Annotated in this window: 22 protein-coding genes, 1 other RNA gene and 1 pseudogene; 4 read left to right on the plus strand and 20 right to left on the minus strand. The window is 54.9% G+C overall.

The features are described 5' to 3' along the window. Positions 1–62 precede the first annotated feature (62 nt). From carB to H627_RS0101275, 13 genes are all read right to left on the minus strand, one after another. Positions 63–3,233: a carbamoyl-phosphate synthase large subunit gene (gene carB / locus H627_RS16455; protein WP_051225064.1), complete on the minus strand. Its 3,171-nt coding sequence runs from the start codon at positions 3,231–3,233 to the stop codon at positions 63–65. Further along, on the minus strand, positions 3,226–4,320 hold the full coding sequence (locus H627_RS0101220) for a carbamoyl phosphate synthase small subunit (protein ID WP_027827446.1): 1,095 nt from the start codon (positions 4,318–4,320) through the stop codon (positions 3,226–3,228). The genes carB and H627_RS0101220 overlap by 8 nt, the downstream gene beginning before the upstream one ends. Before the next feature lie 5 nt (positions 4,321–4,325). Further along, on the minus strand, positions 4,326–5,645 hold the full coding sequence (locus H627_RS0101225; protein WP_027827447.1) for a uracil-xanthine permease family protein: 1,320 nt from the start codon (positions 5,643–5,645) through the stop codon (positions 4,326–4,328). 15 nt (positions 5,646–5,660) lie between these two features. Continuing rightward, complete coding sequence (pyrR, locus tag H627_RS0101230; RefSeq protein ID WP_051225075.1) at positions 5,661–6,164, minus strand: bifunctional pyr operon transcriptional regulator/uracil phosphoribosyltransferase PyrR; 504 nt, start codon at positions 6,162–6,164, stop codon at positions 5,661–5,663. A gap of 231 nt (positions 6,165–6,395) precedes the next feature. Further along, entirely contained in the window at positions 6,396–6,971 is a 576-nt protein-coding gene (locus H627_RS0101235) for a GDSL-type esterase/lipase family protein (protein ID WP_027827449.1), read from the minus strand. A 95-nt stretch (positions 6,972–7,066) separates the two neighbouring features. Next, positions 7,067–7,282, minus strand: coding sequence for a hypothetical protein (locus tag H627_RS0101240; protein ID WP_027827450.1), 216 nt, complete (start codon positions 7,280–7,282; stop codon positions 7,067–7,069). A 126-nt stretch (positions 7,283–7,408) separates the two neighbouring features. Further along, on the minus strand, positions 7,409–8,518 hold the full coding sequence (locus H627_RS0101245) for a hypothetical protein (protein ID WP_027827451.1): 1,110 nt from the start codon (positions 8,516–8,518) through the stop codon (positions 7,409–7,411). Next, positions 8,511–9,221: an ABC transporter ATP-binding protein gene (locus tag H627_RS0101250; protein ID WP_027827452.1), complete on the minus strand. Its 711-nt coding sequence runs from the start codon at positions 9,219–9,221 to the stop codon at positions 8,511–8,513. The genes H627_RS0101245 and H627_RS0101250 overlap by 8 nt, the downstream gene beginning before the upstream one ends. Beyond that, positions 9,214–10,467: a hypothetical protein gene (locus H627_RS0101255; RefSeq protein ID WP_027827453.1), complete on the minus strand. Its 1,254-nt coding sequence runs from the start codon at positions 10,465–10,467 to the stop codon at positions 9,214–9,216. The genes H627_RS0101250 and H627_RS0101255 overlap by 8 nt, the downstream gene beginning before the upstream one ends. A gap of 284 nt (positions 10,468–10,751) precedes the next feature. After that, positions 10,752–11,672 (minus strand): RluA family pseudouridine synthase, encoded by a 921-nt coding sequence (locus H627_RS0101260; RefSeq protein ID WP_035439612.1) that lies wholly within the window; start codon positions 11,670–11,672, stop codon positions 10,752–10,754. Next, a complete protein-coding gene (gene lspA, locus H627_RS0101265; protein ID WP_051225065.1) occupies positions 11,669–12,154 on the minus strand; it encodes a signal peptidase II in 486 nt (161 codons plus the stop codon). The genes H627_RS0101260 and lspA overlap by 4 nt, the downstream gene beginning before the upstream one ends. After that, the gene (locus tag H627_RS0101270; RefSeq protein ID WP_027827456.1) at positions 12,129–13,805 is read right to left on the minus strand and encodes a formate--tetrahydrofolate ligase; all 1,677 of its coding nucleotides are present in this window, start codon (positions 13,803–13,805) and stop codon (positions 12,129–12,131) included. Before H627_RS0101270 ends, lspA begins: the two co-directional genes overlap by 26 nt. A gap of 27 nt (positions 13,806–13,832) precedes the next feature. Beyond that, positions 13,833–14,264: an EbsA family protein gene (locus H627_RS0101275; protein ID WP_027827457.1), complete on the minus strand. Its 432-nt coding sequence runs from the start codon at positions 14,262–14,264 to the stop codon at positions 13,833–13,835. Between the two features lie 65 nt (positions 14,265–14,329). On the opposite strand from H627_RS0101275, the gene H627_RS0101280 reads away from it, so the two are divergent. Then, positions 14,330–14,722, plus strand: coding sequence for a reverse transcriptase-like protein (locus H627_RS0101280; protein WP_027827458.1), 393 nt, complete (start codon positions 14,330–14,332; stop codon positions 14,720–14,722). Positions 14,723–14,796: 74 nt separating this feature from the next. Here the strand turns inward: H627_RS0101280 and H627_RS0101285 are convergent, their stop codons facing one another. Beyond that, positions 14,797–15,399, minus strand: coding sequence for a nitroreductase family protein (locus H627_RS0101285; protein WP_027827459.1), 603 nt, complete (start codon positions 15,397–15,399; stop codon positions 14,797–14,799). A 146-nt stretch (positions 15,400–15,545) separates the two neighbouring features. Between H627_RS0101285 and H627_RS16460 the strand changes: the two genes are divergently transcribed. Beyond that, positions 15,546–16,433, plus strand: a complete 888-nt coding sequence (locus tag H627_RS16460; protein ID WP_035439614.1) for a DegV family protein — start codon at positions 15,546–15,548, stop codon at positions 16,431–16,433. Positions 16,434–16,484: 51 nt separating this feature from the next. On the opposite strand, the gene H627_RS0101295 is transcribed toward H627_RS16460, so the two are convergent. The 6 genes and pseudogenes from H627_RS0101295 to H627_RS0101315 all read right to left on the minus strand — a co-directional run bounded on the left by H627_RS0101295 (position 16,485) and on the right by H627_RS0101315 (position 20,697). Further along, complete coding sequence (locus H627_RS0101295) at positions 16,485–16,826, minus strand: hypothetical protein (protein ID WP_027827460.1); 342 nt, start codon at positions 16,824–16,826, stop codon at positions 16,485–16,487. A 119-nt stretch (positions 16,827–16,945) separates the two neighbouring features. Further along, on the minus strand, positions 16,946–17,179 hold the full coding sequence (locus H627_RS0101300; protein WP_027827461.1) for a hypothetical protein: 234 nt from the start codon (positions 17,177–17,179) through the stop codon (positions 16,946–16,948). A 108-nt stretch (positions 17,180–17,287) separates the two neighbouring features. Further along, positions 17,288–18,466 carry a THUMP domain-containing class I SAM-dependent RNA methyltransferase gene (locus tag H627_RS16465; RefSeq protein ID WP_051225076.1) on the minus strand — a complete coding sequence of 393 codons (1,179 nt, stop codon included), beginning with the start codon at positions 18,464–18,466 and terminating at the stop codon, positions 17,288–17,290. A gap of 349 nt (positions 18,467–18,815) precedes the next feature. Next, an RNA gene (gene rnpB, locus H627_RS19545) (RNase P RNA component class B) lies at positions 18,816–19,173 on the minus strand. A gap of 459 nt (positions 19,174–19,632) precedes the next feature. Then, positions 19,633–19,953, minus strand: a pseudogene (gene gpsB / locus H627_RS20575) (cell division regulator GpsB); the annotation flags it as partial. 174 nt (positions 19,954–20,127) lie between these two features. Next, positions 20,128–20,697: an SLOG family protein gene (locus tag H627_RS0101315; RefSeq protein WP_027827462.1), complete on the minus strand. Its 570-nt coding sequence runs from the start codon at positions 20,695–20,697 to the stop codon at positions 20,128–20,130. Positions 20,698–20,769: 72 nt separating this feature from the next. Here H627_RS0101315 and recU point away from each other — a divergent pair, with 72 nt between their 5' ends. Beyond that, positions 20,770–21,396, plus strand: a complete 627-nt coding sequence (gene recU, locus H627_RS0101320; protein ID WP_027827463.1) for a Holliday junction resolvase RecU — start codon at positions 20,770–20,772, stop codon at positions 21,394–21,396. A gap of 16 nt (positions 21,397–21,412) precedes the next feature. Next, a complete protein-coding gene (locus H627_RS16475) occupies positions 21,413–23,728 on the plus strand; it encodes a PBP1A family penicillin-binding protein (protein ID WP_081674537.1) in 2,316 nt (771 codons plus the stop codon). Positions 23,729–23,790 lie beyond the last annotated feature (62 nt).

The raw sequence follows: 23,790 nt of genomic DNA on the forward strand, positions 1-23,790 counted from the left end.
TTTCTTACCACATTCCTAACGCCGGCAAAAAAGCAGCCCCGGAGGACTGCTTAAAAACAGTGCTATTCGTCATCCTCATCGTCCGCTTCCGGCTCAGCACCTTGGGGCACCGTGGCAAAACGCTGGGATTCCAGCACATTCAGCAGCGCCCCCAGGGTATCCAGTTCAGTAAATAACGGGATGCCCTGAACCAGCGTCACATTGCGAATCAAGACGGTGTCGCGGATCGACGCCGCGTCCATCGGGTCGTTGGTGTACACGATTGCCTGCGGGCCGTCCGCATTATGCTGCGGGGCCATGCTCAGGGCGACGGCGTGCTTATTTTGAATCCGCTGGATCGGCAAATGGTGGGCCTGGAAATAATTCGCCGTGTGCGGTGTGGCCTGGATCTGATAGCCGATCGCCCGGAAGCGCCGGGCCAGCTTCAGCGCCTGACTCTTGTCGCTGTCGGCCACGGTGAAGAGAATGTTGCCGTGGTTGGGGAATGGGTTATTCCCCGCCGCCAAGGTCTTGTAGTAAGCCTTGGCAAAGGTGCCGGCCTTCCCCATGACCTCCCCGGTGTGGTAAGTGGTGACATTCAAGTCGTCAGCCTGCTGGGTCAGTTTGGCCACGGAGAATACCGGCGCCCAGACGTAAACGGTTTGGCGCTTTTTCTGGGTGATTTCCGGTAATGGCAATTCCTTCAAGGTGTTGCCCAGGAAGATGCGCGTGGCCAGCTCCACTAGCGGAATCCCGCTGGCTTTAGCAAAGAACGGCAGGGAGCCGCCGCCAATGGTCTGGACGTAGAGCCGCCGGAAATGATCCCGCTGCCAGATATACGTCAGCTGCACCACACCCCGGGCATTCATCTGGCCCAGGTCTGTTGTTGCCACTTGGGCCAGCGCTGTTCGCTGGGCGGCGGACAGGTGATTGGTGGGAAAGACCGACAGCATGTGGTCGACGTTGGCATTTTGCGCCCACAGGTGCTCCACAATACCAGCGACATAAGCGTCAGTATCGTCTTTCAAACCGAAGACTTCGTACGTCGCGCCATCCGTATACGGCTGCAAGCGAATGACTTGATCATCGGCTAAATGGGCACTGGTCAAAAACTGGGCCAGCATTTCTGCACTGGTGATGAAGTGGGCGTGGGCAGCAAAGTGCCGCTTCGACGGACTGACCCACAGCGGATAGCCGATCTGGGCCGCTTGCGCCGTAACGTGCGCCGGATCCGTGGGAATCCGGCCGCGCAGCTTCAGCGGCTCTTTCAGCGACTGCTTAGGCAGTTCGGTCAACGGGCTGTCAAACAGTTTGACGCCAGCTTGACTGAGTGCCGTTTGGAAGCGGGCAGCGGTACTGCCGCCGAATTGGGTAAGCACCCCCACCGGCTTTTCCGCGTCCACGACATTGAGAATATCTTCAATCGTTAAGGGTTCAAAATAAAGCCGATCACTGTGGTCCCGGTCCGTGGAGACCGCTTGGGCATTGCAATTCACCAGGATCGCGGCATACCCGCTGCGGTGAATGGCATTCAAAGCGTGGACGGTACCATAGTCGAATTCCTGGCCTTGGCGGGTCTGGTAAGCGCCGGAGCCGATCACGAGGACTGCGTCCTTTTGCATCGGGGTCTGCTGACCGGCTTCGCCGTAAGTACTGAAGAACAGTTTTGCTGGACCAAAATTATTGCCGTCGTTGGTCCCCGACACACTGTAGTGCGGGACGATCTTGGCTTCCAGGCGCAGGGCCCGGACCTGTTCCGCCGGCAATTGCCATAACTCGCCGATACGCCGGTCTGACAAGCCCAGTCGCTTGGCCGCCATGAGCGTGTCGGTATCACCCGCCTGGTCCGCGACGGTTTTCAGCATGGCCACGATGTGATGCAGCCGTTCCAGGAAATAGGGATGAATTTTGGTCAATTCCGCCACTTCACTTACGGAATACCCCCGCTGCATCGCCTCCAGCATTGCAAAGAGCCGATCGTCTTCGGGGTGAATCAGGTGACTGGCCAGGGTATCGTCGTCAAAATGGCGGACCCGGTTCAAATACTCGTCATCCGTATCCCAAGTCAGACTGCGCATCGCTTTGAGAATACTTTCTTCCAAACTGCGGCCGAAAGCGACGACTTCGCCGCTGGCCTTCATCTGGGTGCCGATGCGGCGATCAGCGCCCACACTTTGATAAGACCAGCGGGGCAGCTTGGTGACCAGATAATCCAGCACCGGTTCGCTGGCGGCGGTCGTTGGCGCGGTTGCGCCTGCGGGGCTCAGCGGAATATCCGCCAAACTCTGGCCGATCGCCAGCATGGCGGTGACCCGGGCCACCGGATAGCCGGTGGCGGTTTCCGCTAAAACGGCGCTGCGGCCCAGCCGCGGGTTGACCTCAATGACGTAATAGGCATCGCTGTTCGGGTCCACGGCAAACTGCACATCGCAGACGCCTTCGATTTCCAGCGCCCGGATGATTTTGATCGCTGCTTCCCTTAATCGGGTCAGCTCCGTGTGGCTCAGCGTCTGAGCTGGCGTAACGACAATGGAGTCGCCGGTATGGATACCAACAGGATCGATATTCTCCAAGACCGCGACCACCGCCGTGTTGTCGGCATGGTCCCGGACTAATTCGATTTCGATCTCCCGGTAGCCGTCAATGGAGCGTTCCACTGCGACCTGCCCCGTCGGCGACAGGGTAATCCCATTTTGCACAAACGCCGCTAACGCCTTGTCGCTGTGGGCAATGCCGCCGCCAGTACCGCCCAGGGTATAAGCCGGCCGAACAATGACCGGCCAGCCGACGCGCTGCACAAACTGAACCGCGTCTTGGGGATCTTCTACCACCGTGGCCTGAGGGACAGGTTCCTGCAAGTTGCGCAGGAGGTTGTAGAACAGCTCCCGGTCTTCCGTTTGTTCGATGGCATTGAGCGGCGTGCCCAGCATCTTGATATGCAGTTCGCTGAGCAGGCCGTCGTTGGCCAGTTCCATGACCAGGTTCAGGGCCGTTTGGCCGCCGAACGTAGCGAGAATCGCATCGGGCATTTCCTGACGGATGATCTGGCTGACAAACTGCCGGGTCACCGGTTCGACATACACCCGGTCGGCACTGTGGGTATCCGTCATCACTGTCGCCGGATTGGAGTTGATCACGATGGTCTCGTAACCGGCGTCGTGCAGCGCCCCCAGCGCGGCCGCCCCGGCTTTGTCAAACTCGGCGCCTTGACCCAATACATTCGGCCCAGAACCCAGCACTAAGACTTTAGGCATCGTCGATCACCCCTTCCCCATGGTGGCGCGCCGCCGCCACCATTTCCATGAATTCATCAATCAACTGCGTGGCATCCGTCGGCTCCGGATCAGCCTCAGGATAGAAGAGCACCCCGCTCACCGGATACTGACGATGGCGGATCCCGGCGACACTGTGATCCCGGATATCTTCGTGGGTCACGATCAGCGGCGTATCGGCAACACTAGCCCGATCGATGCCATAGGTATGGTTCTGCATCGTCTGCCAGATCCGCCCGGTGGCCACTTCCCGGACCGGGAACGGCCCACCCCGGTGGTTGGCCGCGGTCAGTCCGATCGTGGCGTCATTGGCCAAACCAATCAGTTCGGCCCCCAGACCAATGCCCAGAATCGGCACATGGCCCTGGAGTTCTTTAATGTTTTCCGCCACCAGCAAGGCATCATTCGGATTCCCCGGGCCGCTGGTGAACACCACCGCATCCGGGGCAAAAGCCAAAATTTCCTTCGCCGTCGTGTTATACGGGACGATGGTCAAGTTGCAGTCCCGCCGCGACAGTTCGCGCAGCAGCGCATGCCGTACCCCCAGATCCACGACCAAAATATTTTGGCCAACGTTGGGACTGGCGTAAGGCTGCTTAGTGGAAACCTGCTTCACTTGATCATGGGGCAGCACCAAGGCCCGAATCTGATCAAAGGCATGTTCATCCGCGGTATCCATGAAACTGGCCTTCAACGGACCTTTGGCCAACAATATCCGGCTTAAAGCGGCCGTATCGACTCCGGTGATGCCGGGAATCTTATACAGCTTCAAATAATCGGCCAAGTTGAACTGGGAATGGCGGGAGCGCGGTACATCCGTGATGTTGCGCGCCACCACCCCGCGAATCTTCGGCAGGAGGCTTTGAATGTCTTCCTGATTAATGCCCACATTGCCAATAATCGGGTCGGTGAACGCAATAATCTGGCCGAAGTTGGCCGCGTCGGTGATGGTTGCTGTGTAATCCCCGTTACCGGAATTCAGGACCATTTCGCCGGTGGTGATCACCGGCGCACCAAAACCGATCCCCGGGAAAAACGAGCCGTCTTCCAGGATGAGATACCGCTTCATAAGCATTACCTTTCTTTTTTCTGTTCCGCCATGGCCCTTTCACTCCGGGCTTCCGCCGGCAGAATTAAATTCAATAAAATACCCAAGACTGTGGCAATAGCGATCCCGGAGAAATCCAGGATCCCGTTGCTGGTGGTCAGCTGCAGATGGGCATTACCGATCCCGATAACCAGGACCAGGGACGCAATCATCAGGTTGCGTTTCTTATCAAAGTCCACGTGGTTATCGATCAGAACCCGCAAGCCGCTGGAGGCGATGACGCCGAAGAGCAGGAACGAGATCCCGCCGATGACCGGAGACGGAATACTTTCAATTAAGGCCGCCAGTTTGCCGATGAAACTGAACAGAATGGCAAACATCCCGGCACCGATCAGGACATAGACACTGTGTACCCGGGTGATCGCCATGACACCGATGTTTTCACCGTAACTGGTAACCGGCGGGCCGCCCAGCAGACCAGCGGCGATGGAGGCCACCCCATCCCCGGTCAAGGTGCGGTGCAAGCCGGGATCCTTGAAGAAATTCCGATGAGTCAGGCCGTTCAGCACCATGATATGGCCCATGTGCTCGGTCATCGTGACAAAGGCAATTGGTGCCATACTCAGAACGGCATCAATATGCCAACTGGGCTGGTACTGAATGAACGGGATCTCAAAATTCGGCAGCCGCAGCCAGGGCGCATTGATCACGCCGGAGAAATCAACGATGCCAAAGGCCACCGCAATCAGATACCCAGCGATGATGCCCAGCAGGATGGCGATTTGGTTGGCAAAGCCCTTCAGGTACATGTTGAAGGCGACAGTGATCAGGGCCGTGAGCATACCGACGGCGAAAAAGCGCCAGTCATACTGCTTCCCGTTCATCGTGGCATCGGAGGCGGCGGTGGCCGCTAAGGACAGCCCAATCGCCATGACGATCGGCCCCACCACGATCGGCGGCAAGGCCTTATCGATCCAGCCCGACCCCATAAAATACACGATGGTTGCTACGACTAAGTATACCAGACCGACGGCCACCGTACCTTGGGCGATCGCCGGATACCCGGCCGTCTTCATTAATGCCACCATCGGCACGATGAAGGCAAACGATGAGCCCATGTACGCCGGAATCCGGCGTTTGGTGATCATGATGTGGAGCAGCGTGCCCACACCGGAAGAAAAAAGCGCGATACCAGGGTCTAACCCGACCAGGATCGGCACCAGCACAGTGGAACCGAACATGGCGAATAAATGCTGAATGGACAGCCCGACCCAGTGACCAAAGGGCGGCTTGTCATGGATGTCGAGGACGACATCGTCGTTATGGTAGGTTTCTTTCTCTGCCATCAGTCGTGTCCTCCGCTAGTCTTGGATGATGGCCACGCCATCGCTGCCGTCGATTTCTTTCACCCGCACCTGGATCCGTTCGTTCAGTGACGTGGGAATATTCTTGCCCACGAAGTCCGCCCGAATCGGCAGTTCCCGGTGGCCGCGATCCACTAAGACAGCCAAACCGATTTTCTTCGGCCGGCCCAGATCCATCAAGGCATCCAGCGCCGCCCGGATCGTCCGGCCGGTATACAGCACATCGTCCACCAGAATGACGTTTTGGCCATTGATCGGGAAGCCGACTTCTGTGGCCGTCACATCCGGATCCTGACCCGTGCGGCGGCCCCGGTCATCCCGGTAATTGGTGATGTCCAGATCGCCCACCGGGACGTCGACGTGTTCCAGCTGCTTTAAGCGGGAAGCAATCCGTTGGGCCAAATAGATCCCGCGGGTCTTGATCCCCACCAGCACCAGATCGTCCACCCCATGGTTCTGTTCGATAATTTCGTACGTGATCCGGGTCAATGCCCGGGTCATGGCCTGCGCGTCAACGATTTCTTTATTCTCTGCCACAATAAATGCCCTCTTCCAAGTTTTTTGGCTTCCTTTAGATGAGAAAAGCCCCCTATTCCGCGTGAGAATAAGGGGCCAATGCCGAGTTACCTTCCTAGCCTCACAGGACCAGTCCTTAAAGGAATGCTAGATACAGCATACGTAACGGGGAGATGGATGTCAATGCTTCGACGGCGTGAACGGGAGCGAAAAATGTTAAGCCCGCTGAGTGACAGTCTCAGAAATTAAATGAGCCAGCACGTCGTAGCCGGGCTGGCCAAAATGCAGGCCGTCGTTTAAGCTGCCCCGGCATAATTCGGATAATTGACCGGTTTGCATCATGGCGGACCGCAAATCAACATAACGGCACTGATATGCCGCTGCTGTGGCGGCCATGCCCTGCGCATACGCTTTGATCAACTGGTTGTCCCGCATGCGCTGCTTGGTCTCATCCACTGCCGGCGGCGAAATGAAAATGACCCGCTTCGGAGCGTATTGTTTGGTCACGCTCACCGCAATGCCGGCAAGATTTTGCCGGTAGCGGGCCAACGGGACCTGCTTATTTCGGGCCAGGTCATTGGTGCCAACTAGAATGGTGACGGCATCGGCTGCCGGCCGCTGGAGAACCAATTGAGGCAGCTGCACTAACAGCGCTTCAGAATTGATGCCAGAGACAGCGGTGTTTTCGATTTGCCAGCCAGGGTGCATTGATTTTAGCGTGGCGTTGAGCCGCGGTTCAGCCAGTCCTTCTTTCCGGGCGATGATGCTGTCACCAGTCAGTAATAGGCGCAATTTCCCACTCCCCCTCAATCAAATCGAGAATCAATTTAGCCTATGCCCAGAATGATTCATGTCGCGCGCCTTCTTTGGGTAAGAAAAACAACTCATTACAATAGTTTAATGATATCGTGGCGCAAAATCAAAAGACCAGTATCGGTACCAACAATTGTTAGTACCAAGACCACTAACGCGCCAAGGTCAGCCGCATGGGAAAGCTGGCTAAAAGCCAGCCAAAGGGAAATGAGACTCGGGATAAACAGCAACAGGATAATTGTGATGACATCAATTACCCCGCATACGATCAGTTTCGTTGTTTTGGTCATTTGGCACACCTCCATCATGTAATGTTGACAAATTGGATGCAATAATTTGTACGGCGACTGAGCTAAAAGCACATGCGAGGGCAAATGAAAATGGTGATTATCGGATCATACGAGTTTTTGTAGACGTCAATCCGCCAATCGGTTATTGCGGTGATTGAGGAGGATACTTACCAGCATCATGAGAACAATGGCAATGCCAAGCAGTATTCCAGCAGTCCAGTTATTGACTGGTGTTTGCCAGGCGAGCAGGGTTTGCCCCAGCTGGTTAAACGGATTCCAGTGCGGGGCTAATGGCAGAAATGTGCCGCCCGCCGCGACGATGACCAGCACCGCAATTCGGGTGCTGAGATGGTGCAGCAGCAATGTGCTACCCTGTACGATCGCGGCCAAACAGACAATCGCCGGGAGCGTAAACAATGCCAGGCTGATGGCCTGCTGCCCTAAGGAGACCTGCGGGCTGAGGGGGTATAGCCAGCGAATGGCCTCGTTACGGCCAAACAGCGCCCCGAGCATCCATAATACCGCAGTACTTACCAGACCAAAGACGCCGGTCGCTGCCACCGTACTGACAATGTTTTCGCTGACCACTTGGCGGCGGTGACGGACATGGATTAACAGGAACTGATGGGCATTGGTATCAAAGTCGTCCCGCCAAAGCCAGTTCAGACCGACCAGCAGGAAAATTAAGATCGGCGGGCAAAGCAATAATTGCCATAGGCGCGTGATGAGCGCCCGCGGCGCCAAGGAATACGTTGAGGTAATCAGCGTTTGGCCAGTGGATCGGAGGAATTTGTCCTGCTTCAGCTCTTTGGCGATGGTCGGGGCATCCAATGACATATATGCCGCGGCGACACCGGGCTGATAGTGGTTAAGCTTCTGTGCGGCTTGCAACAGCGCGATATGTTGGCGCAAAAAAGCGTGCTCATCTCCTGCCGTTTTGGCCTGGCTGGCGCGGTGCATCGCGACCAATAATACTTTCTTGGCCTCAATGATCTGCCAATACACTATTTGATCCGGCGGGACTTTCGCCGGTTTGGGCGGCACATTATACAGTGCCATGCCCAAACTGTCACTGCCGCGGTCCAACTGACGCACAACAGTCGTGTTCTCTTCCTGCAATTGCCATTTGGTGATGCCGAAAAAAGCGCTGCTGATGAGCAGCGCCGTGCCCAGGATCATGAGCCAGAATAAGCGCCGGCGGATGCGCAGCCAGGAAAAGAACAGTAAATTATGCATGGTGCACCAACTTCTTTCGCGGGTGGCGATAGAGCTTAGCATACCGGGCTTCGGCCCCCTCGGCGACGGTTTCCAGCGAGAGACCGTGATCAACTTTGAAAATCAAGCGATCTGTAACTTTATCCAGTTCGTCCAAATTATGGGACGATACAATGACGATTTGGTCGCTGGTTTTGAATGCCTCCAGCAGATCCCGAATGATGATCACGCTGTCCGGATCCAGTCCATTCAGCGGTTCATCCATCAATAGCAGCCGCGATTCCGGCAACAGCGCCAGCGCAATCAGCAGCCGCTGCTTTTGCCCTAAAGACAACCGGGCGACGCGCCGATCAATGAAGTCCGTTACTTCGAGTTCGTCGCTCAGCAGCTTGATTCGTTCCCGCGCCACGCCATGCTGCTTTGCTACAAAACGCAAATGATCGCGGCCGGTGAGGTAAGGATAGAGCACACTGCTGTCTTGAGCATAAGCCACGCTGGCGAAGACCCGGGCGGGCGTGAGTACTGTGCCATCTAACGAGATTGTGCCCTTGGCCGGACGTAACAACCGCGTGATCAAATTAAATAAGGTACTCTTCCCGCTTCCGTTGGGCCCGATCAGTCCGTAGACCCCCGGATCAGTTAATGTCAGGTTGGCCTGACCGTAAATCACTTGGCGGTGATACGCAAAACTGAGATTCTGAATTTGAAAAATCGAGTCAGTCAAAATGAACACCCCCTCTGTGCGATAACGGCACTAAAGTCAACCCGAGACACACGGCGCCTGCGGCAATCATGATCCCGACGACCCAGGGAAATACCGGCGCACGCTGATTCAGCAGATATCCGAGATAGTTGGTAATGACCCAATCCCCCTTCAAATATGTGAAGGGATTGTAGATACTGGTTGGCAAGACGAGTCCCAGTAACGGGACGATCACCATCGTTAGCAGTGCCAGCAGCCGAATGTGCAAGATGCGATTCACTAAGAGTGTTACGGTACTATTCAAGAACAGCAGACTCACCCAGAAAACGCTCAACTGTCCAAGGTAACGGGCCAAAGGGATAAAAACGATGTGCAGCGGATAAAAGTAGTTGGCTTCAGCGTTAGCGGTCATCCAGTTGTAAAAAGAGACCACTCGTTTACCCAGGGCCCAAGTTTGTACCGGATAGCGCAGATCGCCCAAACCCGTGCGCAGCCAGGCATAAAGTAGGAACAACCCTAGCGCTAGGCCAAGCAAAAGGCAGGATAACCCAAAATGGACGGCCAACTTGGTCAGAATCAGTTTGGTATGGGTCTCATTTTGCAGCCGCAGCCAGCGGGTACGGTCTGTCGATCCCTCCCACTCGCTGGCTAGGATGTCCCCGAAAAATAGATTGATAATGGCTAATGAAACCAATAAACCGCCGGCAATCGCCCAGAACCAAATCTGCCACCAGCCACATTCGTAGTAGCGGGTGGAGAGATTCTGAAAGACTTCAGCTTCGTTGGCTGGAATATTGTTGGTGCCAGCGGTTTCCGGATTAGTTCGAATAGTGACTGGAATCATAGATCCTATATGGTAACGGTGCAGGTACAGCAGTTCTTGGTGCGTGGCCTCGTTTTCCCCGGCATGCAATCCTTGGGTTATATCAAAACCGGTATATAACAAATACGGCGTTGGTGTAGAGTAACTTGTTAAGGCATCAGTGGTCATTGCAGATCGATTACGATGTTGTAAATCGGTCAGTTGGTTTTCGTATGATTTGTAGTCAGTTTTCACATCCGGCAGCCAGCCTTCCGCCCAACGTTTGTCTGCACTGACTTTAAAAATCGCCAAATTGGTCTGACTATATTGAATAGCCGTGTTAACGCTTTGGTTTTGAAAATAAAGGGATGCTTCAATGGACCCGATCATACAGATGAGCAGTACGAGTATTCCGGGAAGCAGCTTGTTTTGCCGCCACAACTTAATCAATTCCAATTGAATCATGTCGGCGCCTCCTACCAACTACGGCTGGGCCATGCGTTTGCTCAATGTCCTATTGTTCTCATTTCGCTCATCACCGAAATTATATCGGATCAGTGGTCTGATGTGTTAGCATTTGCACTTGTCTTTGACCGTGATTCAGTGCGCATCAGGCCGAAAAAAAGAGCCTGGACAGTTTGTCCAGACTCTCTCCACAAATTAAGTCCCCACACACCCATAGTCTCGTGCATTACCTAACAAGCAAACTATACCTCGGTGTGGAGGAAAATGCAACCGTTTCCCGTTATTTAATCGTCGTTTTCCGCTAGCCATTTTAACATCTCTCGAAAGTTCTCCGGCGGCTCAGCCGAAAACGTCATTTCTTCCCCCGTCGTCGGCTGGGTCAAGCTCAGCGTGGCGGCGTGGAGAAATTGACCCGCCCCTGGCAGCGTCTTGGCCGGCCCGTATAACGGGTCTCCGGCCACGGGGTGGCCAATATAAGCCATGTGTACCCGGATCTGGTGGGTTCGGCCGGTTTCCAGCACCGCCTGAATGTAAGTGTAGTGGCGGAATCGCCGCAGCACTTTGAAATGCGTCACGGCTTCCCGGCCGTCGACGACTACCGCCATTTTTTTGCGGTCTTTCGGGTTGCGGGCGATGGGCGCGTCAATCGTACCCTGGTCTTCATGGATCACACCATGGACGATGGCCAAATACTTGCGCGCGTTCTTGTGCGCCTTCAACTGTGCTGTCAGGCTTTGCTGGGCCTTGTCGTTTTTGGCCACCATGAGCAGGCCCGATGTATCTTTGTCGATCCGATGCACGATGCCCGGCCGAATGGCGCCATTGATCGTGGCTAGCTGACCGTGGGCCAGCAAGGCGTTGACCAGCGTGCCATGATGGTGCCCGGGCGCGGGATGAACGACCATTCCCTGAGGTTTATTCACGACAATCACATCGTGGTCTTCGTAGACAATGTCCAACGGAATGTCCTCGGGTTCCGCTGCAATGGGTGCTGGCGCAGACGGCGTGACGGTCACCACGGTGCCCTCGGCCAGCTTTGCCTTGGCATTCACCGGCTGGCCGGCGGCGGTCACGCGGCCCTCTTTGATCCATTTCTGAATCTGGGACCGGGTGATGTCCTGATCGGCCAAGGCCGTTGCCAGCGCTTTATCAATCCGGGCTTGCGCCCCGGCAGCGGTCACGGTCCAGTCAATTGGTGCAGTCATGAATTTCTCCCCTTATCTAGGAACAGCAGATAGATGAACAGCAGCGCTACCCCGACGGTCATGGCAATGTCGGCGACGTTAGCCACCGGGAAGTTGATGAAGTCGAGCTGGAACATGTCCACAACATAACCCTGACGCAGCCGGTCAATGAAGTTCCCCACTGCCCCCGCGATCATCAGACTAATGCCGATGGTAAGAAAGGCTGAGTACCGGTAGTGGAACAGTAAATAACCGAGCACCACCAGGGCAATGACGGTAATCCCGATCAGAAACGGCTGCCGGCCAGAAAGGATACTCCAAGCCGCGCCGTCATTGCGCACGTGGGCGAGGGAGAACACCCCAGGAATCACCGGTTTGGCCGTATTCAGCGGCACGTTAGCGACGATCCACTTTTTTAACAATTGATCGCCAATGACGACCAGTACCACGATCAGGAGGCTATACAGCCACCAGAGTTTAGAAAAGACCTGTGATCTTGCCATTATCATCCACATCCATATCCAGTGCGGCCGGATGTTTCGGTAAACCCGGCATGGTCAAAATGTCGCCTGTCATCGCCACGATGAAGCCCGCGCCGAGTTTCGGCACCAAATTACGGACATGCAGGGTAAAGCCAGTGGGGGCGCCCAACACCTTCGCGTTGTCGGACAGCGAATATTGTGTCTTGGCGACACAAATTGGGAGAGCTTCCCAGCCGTTGCGCTTGATCTGGCGCAGGTCGCGCTTCGCCGCGACGCTGTACTCCACGTCTTTCGCCCCGTAAATGGTCTGGGCGATGGTCGTTAGTTTGCTTTCCACGTCATCGGTATTGGCGTATAACGGCAGAAATTCTGTCTTTTCGTCCACCAATTCAGCCACATGCTGCGCTAACGCCTTGGCCCCAGCCCCGCCGTCGGCCCAGACGGTGGTCGGGAAGGCTTGGACGCCGTCAGCGGCGCAAAGCTGCTGCAGGGTCTGGATCTCTGCCTGGCTGTCTTGGGTGAAAACGTTGATGGCCACCGTCACCGGTCGGCCATAGCGCTGCATATTGCGGATGTGTTTTTGCAGGTTAACATAACCTGACTTTAACGAAGTCACATCCGGCGTCTTTAAATCAGCCAGTTTGACCCCGCCGTTATACTTCAATGCGCGGACAGTGGCGACGATCACGACGGCATCGGGCAAATGGCCAATGGCCGGGGCGGTGATGTCCATGAATTTCTCCCCGCCCAAGTCTGCACCGAAGCCGGCTTCCGTGATGGCGATGTCGCCAGTACCCAACGCCGCCCGGGTAGCCAGCACACTGTTGGCCCCATGGGCGATGTTGGCGAACGGCCCGCCGTGGACGAATGTCGGGGTATGGGCCAAGGATTGCACCAGATTAGGCTTGATGGCGTCCTTCAAGAGCATCGCAATGGCGCCCTGAACGCCCAAGTCAGCCACTGTGACTGGTTTGCGGTCATACGTATAACCGATCACGATGGCCGCGATCCGCTGCTTCAAGTCCGCCAAAGAATCCGCTAAACACAGCACAGCCATCAACTCGGAGGCGACGGTGATATCGAAGCCGTCTTCCCGGGGAATGCCGTTGGCATGGCCGCCTAGGCCGATGACCACATTGCGCAGCGCCCGATCGTTGATGTCCAGCGCCCGCTTCCACTGAATCCGACGGGGATCGATGTTCAATTCATTACCCTGCTGCAAGTGATTGTCGATCAGCGCAGCCAAGGTGTCGTTGGCCGTCGTCAGCGCATGCATGTCGCCGGTGAAATGCAGATTGATGTCTTCCATCGGCACGACTTGGGCATAACCGCCGCCAGTGGCGCCGCCTTTGATCCCCATGACCGGTCCCAGGCTTGGTTCCCGCAGGGCAATCGTCGTCTTCTTGCCGATCTGGTTCAGCGCATCGCCCAGGCCGATGGTGACGGTGGACTTCCCTTCCCCAGCGGGGGTCGGGTTGATGGACGTCACCAGAACCAGCTTGCCTTGTTTTTGCTGCTGCAGCCGCTTCATCGCTGCATAGGACAGCTTTGCTTTGTATTTGCCATAGACTTCAATGTCATCGGTACTCAGGCCGACTTGTTGGGCAACGTCTGTAATTGGCTTGATCTCGTTTTTTTCATTTTCTTGGGCAATCGCCAAATCAGTTTCCACTAAACATCGTTCCCTTCTGCAAACTTCTTATTCTGCTTGGTCCGGCCGCTTGATACGGCGGACCGCGTGCGTCCACTCATCGAAACGGGCCCGGTCTTTTTTCAAAAAGATGAACTCGTGCCGCATATACCGCGGGTGTTTGTACTGCACCGTGCGAGTAATCTTCGTGGTTTCGACCCGCGCCACATTGACCAGCCGCACGGTCCGCGGTTTGAGCCAAAAGATCCGGCGAAAAATCAGTTCATCCGCTGCATCGCTCAGGGTCACCGTGTTGGCCAGAATGCCATAAATCGCCAGCAGTACTCCGGGGATCCAAAGGGCAAATGCCCACCAATGGAAGTTGGCCGACTCCATTTCCCAGATACAGCCGATGAGGATCAGCCCAATCGTCAGGGACCAGTAAATGATGGTCACCGGAATACCAGGCTGGTAGTACAACTTGCGGTGCTTGCTCTGCAAAGCAATCCCTGCTTTCGTGTTAAGATACGTAATACAGTATACCTTATCAAGGAAGGACTTTTGCAATGATTCGGTTACAAACCGATGGCGCCTTCGCCCCCGACGGTCTGGCCGGGGCGGGGATTTTGTGGCAAAAAGACAGTGATACCAAGCAAATCAGCCGAGTGATCAGTGCCCGGGACAACCACGCCGCTGAGTTCGCCGCGGCTCTGGCCGGTTTCCAAATTCTTAACGATTTGGGCCTGGCGGACAACATTATTCAGTTTACCACGGATTCTAAAGCCGTGGTGACCGCCATGCAGAAACGGTACAGTCATGGTTACGGGGATGATCTGACCGCGCTGCTGGCAGTCACTGATCGCTTTAAATTAGTTTTCCCCAAATGGGTGCCGGAGAAAGAAACCCATCAGGCCCATGCGCTGGCCCAGCAGGCGCTGCAGCGGCAACGAAAAAAATAAGCCGACACGCCTGCCAAATATGACAAACGTGCCGGCCTTTTTTCAACTCTTGTGGGGAGTGATCAATTGATTAATTAACCAAACGTCTTGAACCGGTCTTCCCGGGCCAAGTATTCCTTCTCGCCAGCTTGACCTTCAATGGAACCGAACGGCATTTGCGCCCGCAGAACCCAGTTGCTGGGAATATCGAATTCCTTGGCTACCAGGTCATCAATCAGCGGGTTGTAGTGCTGCAAATTGGCGCCAATGTTGTTCTGCGCAAAAGCGGCCCAAATGGCTTGCTGCGCCCCGCCCTGGCCTTGTTCGGCCCAATCGTGGAAGTTGTCCCGGTAGAGGACAAAATCGTTCTCTTCCTGGGTGACAATGTCTTGATCGCGGAAGAACAGGATCGTCCCGAAAGCGCCTTTGAAGCCGTTGATCTTGTCGAGGGTGCGCTGGTACGCCTCTTCAGTCGGAACTTCACTCTTCAAGCGAGCGCCGGTCATGTCCCAGAGCTTGTCGTGGCTGGCGCCGAATAGGAAGACGGCGCGTACCGTTTGACCGTTGAAGGCAGTCGGGGAATCCATAATAATATCCTCAGCCAGCTTAACGATGTCTGCCGGCTTCTGGCTGACGTTCTTGCCCAATTGATAGATGGAGCGACGGTTCTTCAGGGTTGTCAAAACTTGATCATTCAAAATTGTTTACCACCTTGTTTTTAGCGTTATCAAGACTTTATCATGCTTACTTAAAGTAAGTCAACCGGTTTTTGCCAGTTTTTCTGGCCAAGCATGGTAAAATCAATGATGTACTGCAATTATTCTAAACTAAGGGGCTTACATCTATGAAGACAGCTATTGTTACTGATTCCACTGCTTACCTGACCCCCGAGGAAGCGGCCAAGCACCACATTACCGTCGTCCCGGTCACGATTCATTGGGGAGAAAACACGTACCGCGACCTGATCGACATTTCTTTCACTGACTTTTACGACCGGCTGGTATCCGATCCGGTCCAGCCGACTTCTTCGTTCCCCGCGTTGGGCGAAATGGAAGAGACTTTCAAGAAATTAGCCGCCGAGGGGTACGACAACGTACTGTGTATCGTCTTGTCCTCCGGCATTTCGTCCTTTGTGGACAATCTGCGCGCGTTCGCAGAACACTTCAACACCATTAAAGTGGTGACCTACGATTCTCACATCACCTGTGCCGGACTGCGCTACATGGATCTGCTGGCGGCGACGATGCTGGAACAGGGCCATGATTTGGATACTGTGGAAAAGGCGCTGGAAGTGATGCGTGACCGGATGGGGGTCCGGTTCATGGTGGACGATCTGGCCCATCTGCGTCGGACTGGCCGCTTGAGCGGTGTTTCGGCCACGATCGGCGGGCTGCTGAAAGTGAAGCCGATTTTGACCATTGATATCCAGGGCGCTGGTAAGATCACGGCGATTGCCAAGGAGCGTCAGGCAAAGAAGGCCTTTGAGCATATTAAAAAAGACTTTGGTGATGCGATCGCAAATGTGGACTATCCAGTCCGGGTCACGGTCTTCGATGCTGATGAACCGAAGATGAAGGCTGAATGGGTCAAGGACCTGCAGGATTCCTTCCCGCAAGTCCAAGTTGATCAAAGTATTATCGGCCCGGTGATCGGGGTGCATACCGGTAAAGGCGCCATGGCCATTATCTGGACCCAGGATTATCAAGACCTAGCAGCAAAGTACGCCCAATAATGCAAAACGCCTCAGCAAATTTAATTGCCGAGGCGCTTTTTGCATCACTGCTTAATGTTCCCAACGTACAAAGTCGCTGCTGTGCCCGCCGAGGTAATCCAGCGCTTCTTCGGCCAGTTTGTCCGTCTCCTGCTTGGCTTGTTCGCCGCCCAGATCATAATAATCCTTGACGAATCCGAGGCCGATCGCATAGAAATTATCCTCTCGGCCAATGCCGTTATCATGGAACAACCCGTCCAACCCCTTCAAATCCGGCTTGGCCGCGCTGATCACTTTTTCGGCCAATTGGTCCAAAGGTACGTCCGGCAATGTTTTATGCGCGTAATTGAATAAAAAGTCGTTCATATCCACAATTGCCTGGTGCCGCGCTTCGCGTTGCTTCTTCTTTGCCATCGTAATCACTCCTATGCTTCGATTATAGCGCACCTCGCCGCCCCAGCGGCTCAGAAAAATAAAAAGACGCTGCCCGACCCCACAACGGCCGGTACAGCGTCTTTGGTTTTAGTCACAAATTATTGAGCAAGGACCTGCTGAATCGCATATTGTTTAATCCGTTTCATGCCTTTTCGGGTGTTAAGGAAGACGGTGCGCCGTTCAAAGTAGGGCTTCACAGTCCCATTTTCAAAGCCCGTCACGATACCACCCAAGGTCCGGTGGTCGATGGTCTTGATCTTGACCGGTGCCTCATTTTGCAGCGACTGGTCGAGAATAGTAGAAATTTCTTGAAGATCTTGACGATGTGCCATAATCTCATCCACCCTTTCGAAACGATTGCAGTGCATCGGTGTAACCGATATCACTGTAGCTTTATTATACCACGCTGAGGGATGAGAATAGGGAAATCCAGCCCGGCTTTAGTCTTCCTTTACCGGGTCGCTTAACGATGTGACCAGGGCCTTGGGTTGTTTCCAATCCGGTTTGCCCCAGTACTGGAAGAAATCGACCCGCATCGCGCCGTTGTAAAGTTTCCGACGCTTCGTGGCCTTAGCCCCATACAGATTTTCGAAAGCCAGATCGCTGGTCAGAAAGTATTTGCTCCAGGTAGTCAGGGGCCGGAACACGTCGCCCATTTGTTTGTACAGCTCATGGACGCCAGCCGCATCAGAAAGCCGCTTCCCGTATGGCGGGTTGGCGACAATCACCCCGTTTGGCACACTGGTCTTGAAATCCTTGACGGCCAGCTGCTTGAAGCGAATGTCGTGCAGTACCCCCGCCTTCTGGGCGTTGGTGCGGGAGAGCTCGACCATGTTCTGGTCAATATCCTGGCCGAAAATCATCAGCGGATCATTCTTTTGGCCGGCCACCGCTTGTTCTTTTTGGGCCGCAAATTCTTGGGGATCAAAGACTTGGAATTCTTCGAAGGCAAAGTGCCGCTGGATGCCGGGGGCAATATTTCGGGCCAGTAACGCCGCCTCAATGGGAATTGTGCCGCTCCCGCAGGTCGGGTCCAAAAACGGCATGTCTTCCGGGTGCCAGCGGGTCAACAGCACCAGCGCGGCCGCAAAATTTTCCTTCAACGGAGCGCCGGCGGATTCTGCCCGATATCCGCGCTTGAAGAGACTCTCACCAGTGGTATCCAGCGTGAGCCGGACCTCATCCTTGGTGATCCGCACATCAATGTGGTAGGTCGAGCCAGTTTCGGGCAGCCGCGTGCGCCGGTGGTAATAGGTGCTTAAGCGCTCCACGATGGCCTTTTTGGCGATACTTTGAATATCAGGTTCACTGTGCAGCTTCGACTTGACCGCCTTGGCCGTGACCGGGAAATGGGCCGTCATCGGCAGCCAATCTTCCCACGGAAAGGCTTTGACACTTTCAAACAAGTCGTCAAAAGTCAGGGCCTTGAATTCTTTCAGCACGATCAAGATGCGATCTGCGCTGCGCAGCCAGAGATTGGTGCGGTAAACGTCAGCCATGGTGCCTTCGAAAGCCACCCGGCCGGTTTCGTTGTGGGTCTGGTAGCCCATATCCATCAGTTCTCGGGCGGTGACGGCTTCGAAACCGCCGGCCATGGCGGCCATTAATTTGTATTTTATTGCCATATTTTTTTGTGTTTCTCCTCTGCTGGTTGATCGGTTTTTATTTAGTAGATTATTTATTCCTGGATTAGGGTTGACGGCTTTTCAGCTTGCGGAGCACTTGGCACGGCGTTCGAAGAGGTGTCCTCCGCTTAAACGGGCTTCGGCCGACAGAAGCTAGGGCTCCTCCGCTTAAACGGGCTCAAGCGGCCAGAAGCTAGGGCGTAAGACAAAGCGGGCCAAAAACCTAAGGGCGGGTTTTCGGCCCGCTTTGTCTTACGCCTACGCTTCTGAGCGGCCGCTTTCGCCCTCTCTCTATACAAAAAGCGACTGGCAGATCGCTCTGAACCAGTCGCTGACATGTGGTCTCTATAAGCCATGTTCCGTTCCAAGACGGGTGTCGGCCGTCTCTTCAGTAATCATCTATCTGCACCGAAGTGCTCCCATGTCCAGTTCAGTTCCCTCATGGGACGCCCCTACCAAAAAGTTTGGGTTACTCGCTCGCGGGGTTTACCCGTTCCAACCCGTCTGTTTCCAAACGGGATCGTCACTGTGGCACTTTCAAAGACCGCCGCATAGATCCGAGGACCCTTAGCTTAAGTCTTGCCGTTACGCCGAAGCGTACCGCCGCTTATTGGGCGACGCACGAACACTACAGGCATCGCAGCCTGTGCGGGCATGGACTTTCCTCAGCCAAGCTAACTTGACCGCGATTACTCAAGACCACGATTAATTATCATACACCATTGGTATGCCGGTGTCCACTGGCTTTACTGCTGGGGTTGTTGCGGCCGATAGCCGTTGTTTTCACCATTGGCCGGCTGTTCCGGTCCGTTTTGGGGCGCTGGGTTGCTGGGACGCGGATTACCGTACGGGGCATTATTCGGTTGCGGGGCGGGCTGGCCGCCATTATTGGCTGCCGGACCGTAGTTGCGGTATTGCGTACCGCCGCCCTGATAGGGATTTGGTTCATTGCGGGGCGCCGCGGACTGCTGCGGTTGACCGCTTTGCTGCTGAGTCGGCCGCGGTTGGCTGGACTCTTGAAACGGGCTGCCGCTGGCGAACGACGGTTCCGTGCTTGGTTTAGGTGCCGGACCATAACCCGCCGGCGCGGCCGATGGATTCGGCTGTTGCGGCTGCGGTGCGGAGAACCGCGGCGCCGTATAAGAGCGCGGCATACTCGGCGTGGTGTTGGCCTTGCTGGCACCAAAGACGTGCCGTTCCAAATTAGAGATCCGCTTCAAAATATCGTAATTTGAAACATTGCTGCCCGGATTAGCGGCACCGGCCACAGCCGGACCGCCCTGGGCATTCATCTGTTTCGTCAGTTCATCGATCCGGGACTTCAACCGGTTATTTTCCTGTTGAAAGGCCTTGATCTGCTCATTATATGTTTCGTAGTCCTTGATGACGAGATCAAGATAATTGTCGACCTCTTCCACGTCATAACCGCGCATCTTATGACCAAAGTCTTGATTCACAATATCCGTCGGGGTCAGGTTCAACCGCCGGTTTTGCGGCGCATTGGTCCCGCCCTGCCCGGCTTGTGCTTGATTATTCCGATTATCCATTCTTATCCACCTCGTAATTCAACTAAAAAACCCACAGCAAGTATGTTGTCCCTTTCAGTATAGCAAAGTGCCGGGGTGAGAGAAAGGCAACCGGGATTTCTTATGTCCTTATTCGTCCCATTGATCCGGCCGCTGGCTCTCCTCATACTCATTGGCGGCATCCTGCAATGTATAAAAATCGATTAATTCCAGCGGATAAGGCCGCGTTTCCTGGTATTTCGTTATAATGTCGTAATCGTATTTCGGCTTGCCCTCTTGCTCCGTATCGTAAATCAGGATGGCACCGTCGGTATGGCCCAGCATGAACTGCTGGTATGCCTGCAACTGGCGCCAGCTTTGGTAGGTCGCTGAGGTGACGCTAGCGGAAAAATCCGCCTGACTTTTCAGGGCCGCCAAATGGCCCTGATTTTCTTCGTTCCATTTCTGCCCGAAATCCGCAAATGGCAGCATCATTGCCGCTTTGGGCAAGCCAATGTCGGCTTTAATGGCCAGGGCGGTCTCCAAAGCCCACTGCTCGACGCCCAGCTGGCCGCCGGTGATCACCCAGCGCAAGCCGTCGTCGACATACCGGCGCAGGGTACGATCTAATAAATACTTAATTACTTTGAGTTTCGGGTCCTGAGCGCCATAAACGCCGAGTTCATAGCTGCGGTAACCCGTGATCCACACACGTTCCAAACTCTCGTTCCCTTCTCCTGTACAAATTATGCCCGCGACTTGGTATAATAAGCTCACAGGCAGGTGTTATCGATGACGATCTCGTACCCTAATGGTAAGAAATATCTCGCGCCAGCGCAAGATTCTCCGACGCCGGTGAAAAAAAACGAGAATGACCATGTAATTTTCGGCAAACGGGGCATGCGGCTGGAGGACGCGATCAATGAAAGCAACGACTATTATCGCGTTCATGATCAAGCTGTGGTGTATAAGAAACCCACGCCCGTGCAAATTGTGCATGTGGATTATCCCGCCCGTTCCCAAGCCGTGATCAAAGAAGCCTATTTCCGCACACCCTCCACCACCGATTACAACGGGGTGTATCGCGGCTACTATCTGGACTTCGAAGCCAAACAAACCAAGAATAAACAGTCCTTTCCCTTGAAGAACTACCACCAGCACCAGATCGATCATTTTCGCCGGTGCTTGGCCCAAGACGGCATCTGCTTTACGCTGATGCAGTTTGCGGATCCTGAGACGGTCTATCTCTTTCCGGCGACGACGCTGCTGGCTTACTGGGACCAGTATCAAGGCCGGCACTCGATTCCGCGCAAAGAAGTCGCTGCCGCCGGGTTTGAGCTGACTGTCGGCTTTGCCCCGCCAATTCCCTATCTTGACGCTGTGGATGCTCTGATTACCCGGACAGAAGCACAAAAATAAAGGAACGATAAATTAGATGAGTGATAAAGAACAACCTGAATTACGGCGGCAGCACCAGCCGAAAAAACGGCATCCGATCCGCCGCTTTTTCAAGTGGCTGGCAATTCTTTTGGTCACCGTGCTGCTGGCCGGCACGGCGCTTTTTGCGTACTACGCGAAGGACGCCCCGGCCATTACCCAAGATGATCTGCAAAGCGGCGGCTCCTCCATCATTTACGGCGCTGATGGCAAGCAGCTCACCCGCTTGGGCAGTCAAAACCGGACTTACGTCACCGGAGATAAGATTCCCCAGCAATTGAAGGATGCCGTGGTGTCCATCGAGGATCGCCGTTTCTACCAGGAATTTCTGGGCGTGGATCCCCTGCGAATCGCCTCCGCCTTCGTCAACAACGTGACCACCGATTCGCTCCAGGGCGGCAGTACCATTACCCAGCAGTTAGTCAAATTGACCGTTTTCTCCACTAAAGCATCAGATCAGACGTTGCGGCGCAAGGCCCAGGAAGCCTGGCTGTCTTTCAAAGTGACCCGGGATTATTCGAAGGATCAGGTGCTGGAATTCTACATTAACAAAGTGTACATGGGCAATGGCATTTATGGTATGGCCACCGCGGCGAAATATTATTTCAATAAGGACTTGAGCCAGCTGTCCATCGCCCAGACTGCTACCCTGGCCGGCATGCCCCAGGCGCCGGAGTCCTATGATCCATACAAGGACCCCAGTAAGGCGACCAACCGCCGCAATCAGGTGCTGAATGCCATGGTGACTAATAAGAAAATCACCGCCCAGCAAGGCGCCGCGGCGAAGGCCACGGCCATCACTGATGGCTTGCAGCCGAAGGAAAGCCACCAAAGCAACGATACCACGGATTTAGTGCTGGACCCGTATTTGAAGCAGGTCATTGATGACGTCAAGGCCAAGGGCTATAACCCCTACATCGATAATCTGAAGATTTATACCAATGTGGATTATGATGTCCAGAAACAGCTTTATGATTTGGCCAACGCGGATGGCGGAGTATTTACCAACAATCTAATGCAAACCGGGGTGGCCATTACCAATCCGAACAACGGCCAGGTGGTGGCGATGCTTGGCGGACGGAAACTCGGCAATGTGCGCCTGGCCTTGAACCGAGCCGTCACCGCGGACCGGAGCAATGGCTCAACGATGAAGCCGATCATGGATTACGGACCGGCAATTGAATATCTGAATTGGCCAACCAGCGAACCGGTATCCGATACCGCCTACACCTATCCGGGGACGGACATTCAATTGTACGATTGGGACCGCCAGTACATGGGTCAAATGACCATGCGTCAGGCGTTGGTCCAATCCCGGAATGTGCCGGCAATTCGGACGCTGGAGAAAGTCGGTCTATCCCGGGCATCTACCTTTGCCAGCGGTTTAGGCATCAAGATTCCCAGCACGGCCGGTCTATCCGTCGGCATCGGCAGCGACGTTTCTCCGCTTCAACTTGCTTCTGCTTACAGTGCCTTCAGCAATGGCGGCACTTACTACGAACCGCAGTACGTCAATAAAATCACGACGGCCGACGGCGTGGACCATACGTATTCTGCCGCCCACCGCCAGGCTATGAAGGCCAGCACGGCATACATGATCACTGATATGCTCAAGGGCGTCTTCACTAGCGGCACGGCCACTGCGGCCAATATCAGCGGCCTCTATCAAGCCGGCAAGACCGGGACTACCGACTACGACAGCACGACTCTGGCCAATAATTCCGCATTGAATAATACCGTGCGGGATTCTTGGATGGCCGGCTACACCCGCCACTTCTCTGTCGCCATTTGGACCGGATATGATCAGGCTAATAAACGCGGCCTCGCCGGCAGTGAACAAAACACGGCGATCCTCTTCTATCGCCAGATCATGAGTTATCTGGCTGAAAAGCAGACCAACACCGATTGGAAGAAACCCAGTGATGTCGTCCGCTCTGGTCAGGAACTCTACATCCGCGGGACCCAACCAGCGGCCACTGTGACACCGGGGTCTTCCTCCAGTTCGGAAAGCCAGCGTAATGACGGTTCCGCCGCTGAAGATGGGTCAGCCCAGAACAGTTCCAGCAGCAGCGCATCGTCCGGCACTGGTCCGGGGGCAGAATCGTCGGCCTCCAGCAGTACGACTGAGAACCAGCCCGGAACGGGCACCGGTACGGATCAAGGACAAGACGGTACCGGCACCGGTACCGACCAAGGTCAGGGCGGCGCAGCCAGTTCGTCGAGCACCAATACCGGTGGAACAGGCGGTACGACCACCCCGCCGGCTGAAAGCAGCAGTAACAGTAATAATCAAGGCGGCGGACAAACGCCGTAAGTGTTAATATAATACGTATTATATTAAAAGACCGGTCGGTATCCGTGTTCACAATGAACATG

The organism is Schleiferilactobacillus harbinensis DSM 16991, from assembly GCF_000425885.1.
GTDB classification, from domain to species: Bacteria; Bacillota; Bacilli; order Lactobacillales; family Lactobacillaceae; genus Schleiferilactobacillus; species Schleiferilactobacillus harbinensis.

What these genes read in the sequence shown, in the direction of transcription:
- carB (WP_051225064.1), bottom strand. Translation starts at nt 3,233, where the DNA reads ATGCCTAAAGTCTTAGTGCTGGGTTCTGGGCCGAATGTATTGGGTCAA.
- H627_RS0101220 (WP_027827446.1), bottom strand. Translation starts at nt 4,320, where the DNA reads ATGAAGCGGTATCTCATCCTGGAAGACGGCTCGTTTTTCCCGGGGATC.
- H627_RS0101225 (WP_027827447.1), bottom strand. Translation starts at nt 5,645, where the DNA reads ATGGCAGAGAAAGAAACCTACCATAACGACGATGTCGTCCTCGACATC.
- pyrR (WP_051225075.1), bottom strand. Translation starts at nt 6,164, where the DNA reads ATGACCCGGGCATTGACCCGGATCACGTACGAAATTATCGAACAGAAC.
- H627_RS0101240 (WP_027827450.1), bottom strand. Translation starts at nt 7,282, where the DNA reads ATGACCAAAACAACGAAACTGATCGTATGCGGGGTAATTGATGTCATC.
- H627_RS0101245 (WP_027827451.1), bottom strand. Translation starts at nt 8,518, where the DNA reads ATGCATAATTTACTGTTCTTTTCCTGGCTGCGCATCCGCCGGCGCTTA.
- H627_RS0101255 (WP_027827453.1), bottom strand. Translation starts at nt 10,467, where the DNA reads ATGATTCAATTGGAATTGATTAAGTTGTGGCGGCAAAACAAGCTGCTT.
- H627_RS0101260 (WP_035439612.1), bottom strand. Translation starts at nt 11,672, where the DNA reads ATGACTGCACCAATTGACTGGACCGTGACCGCTGCCGGGGCGCAAGCC.
- lspA (WP_051225065.1), bottom strand. Translation starts at nt 12,154, where the DNA reads ATGGCAAGATCACAGGTCTTTTCTAAACTCTGGTGGCTGTATAGCCTC.
- H627_RS0101280 (WP_027827458.1), top strand. Translation starts at nt 14,330, where the DNA reads ATGATTCGGTTACAAACCGATGGCGCCTTCGCCCCCGACGGTCTGGCC.
- H627_RS16460 (WP_035439614.1), top strand. Translation starts at nt 15,546, where the DNA reads ATGAAGACAGCTATTGTTACTGATTCCACTGCTTACCTGACCCCCGAG.
- H627_RS0101295 (WP_027827460.1), bottom strand. Translation starts at nt 16,826, where the DNA reads ATGGCAAAGAAGAAGCAACGCGAAGCGCGGCACCAGGCAATTGTGGAT.
- H627_RS0101300 (WP_027827461.1), bottom strand. Translation starts at nt 17,179, where the DNA reads ATGGCACATCGTCAAGATCTTCAAGAAATTTCTACTATTCTCGACCAG.
- recU (WP_027827463.1), top strand. Translation starts at nt 20,770, where the DNA reads ATGACGATCTCGTACCCTAATGGTAAGAAATATCTCGCGCCAGCGCAA.
- H627_RS16475 (WP_081674537.1), top strand. Translation starts at nt 21,413, where the DNA reads ATGAGTGATAAAGAACAACCTGAATTACGGCGGCAGCACCAGCCGAAA.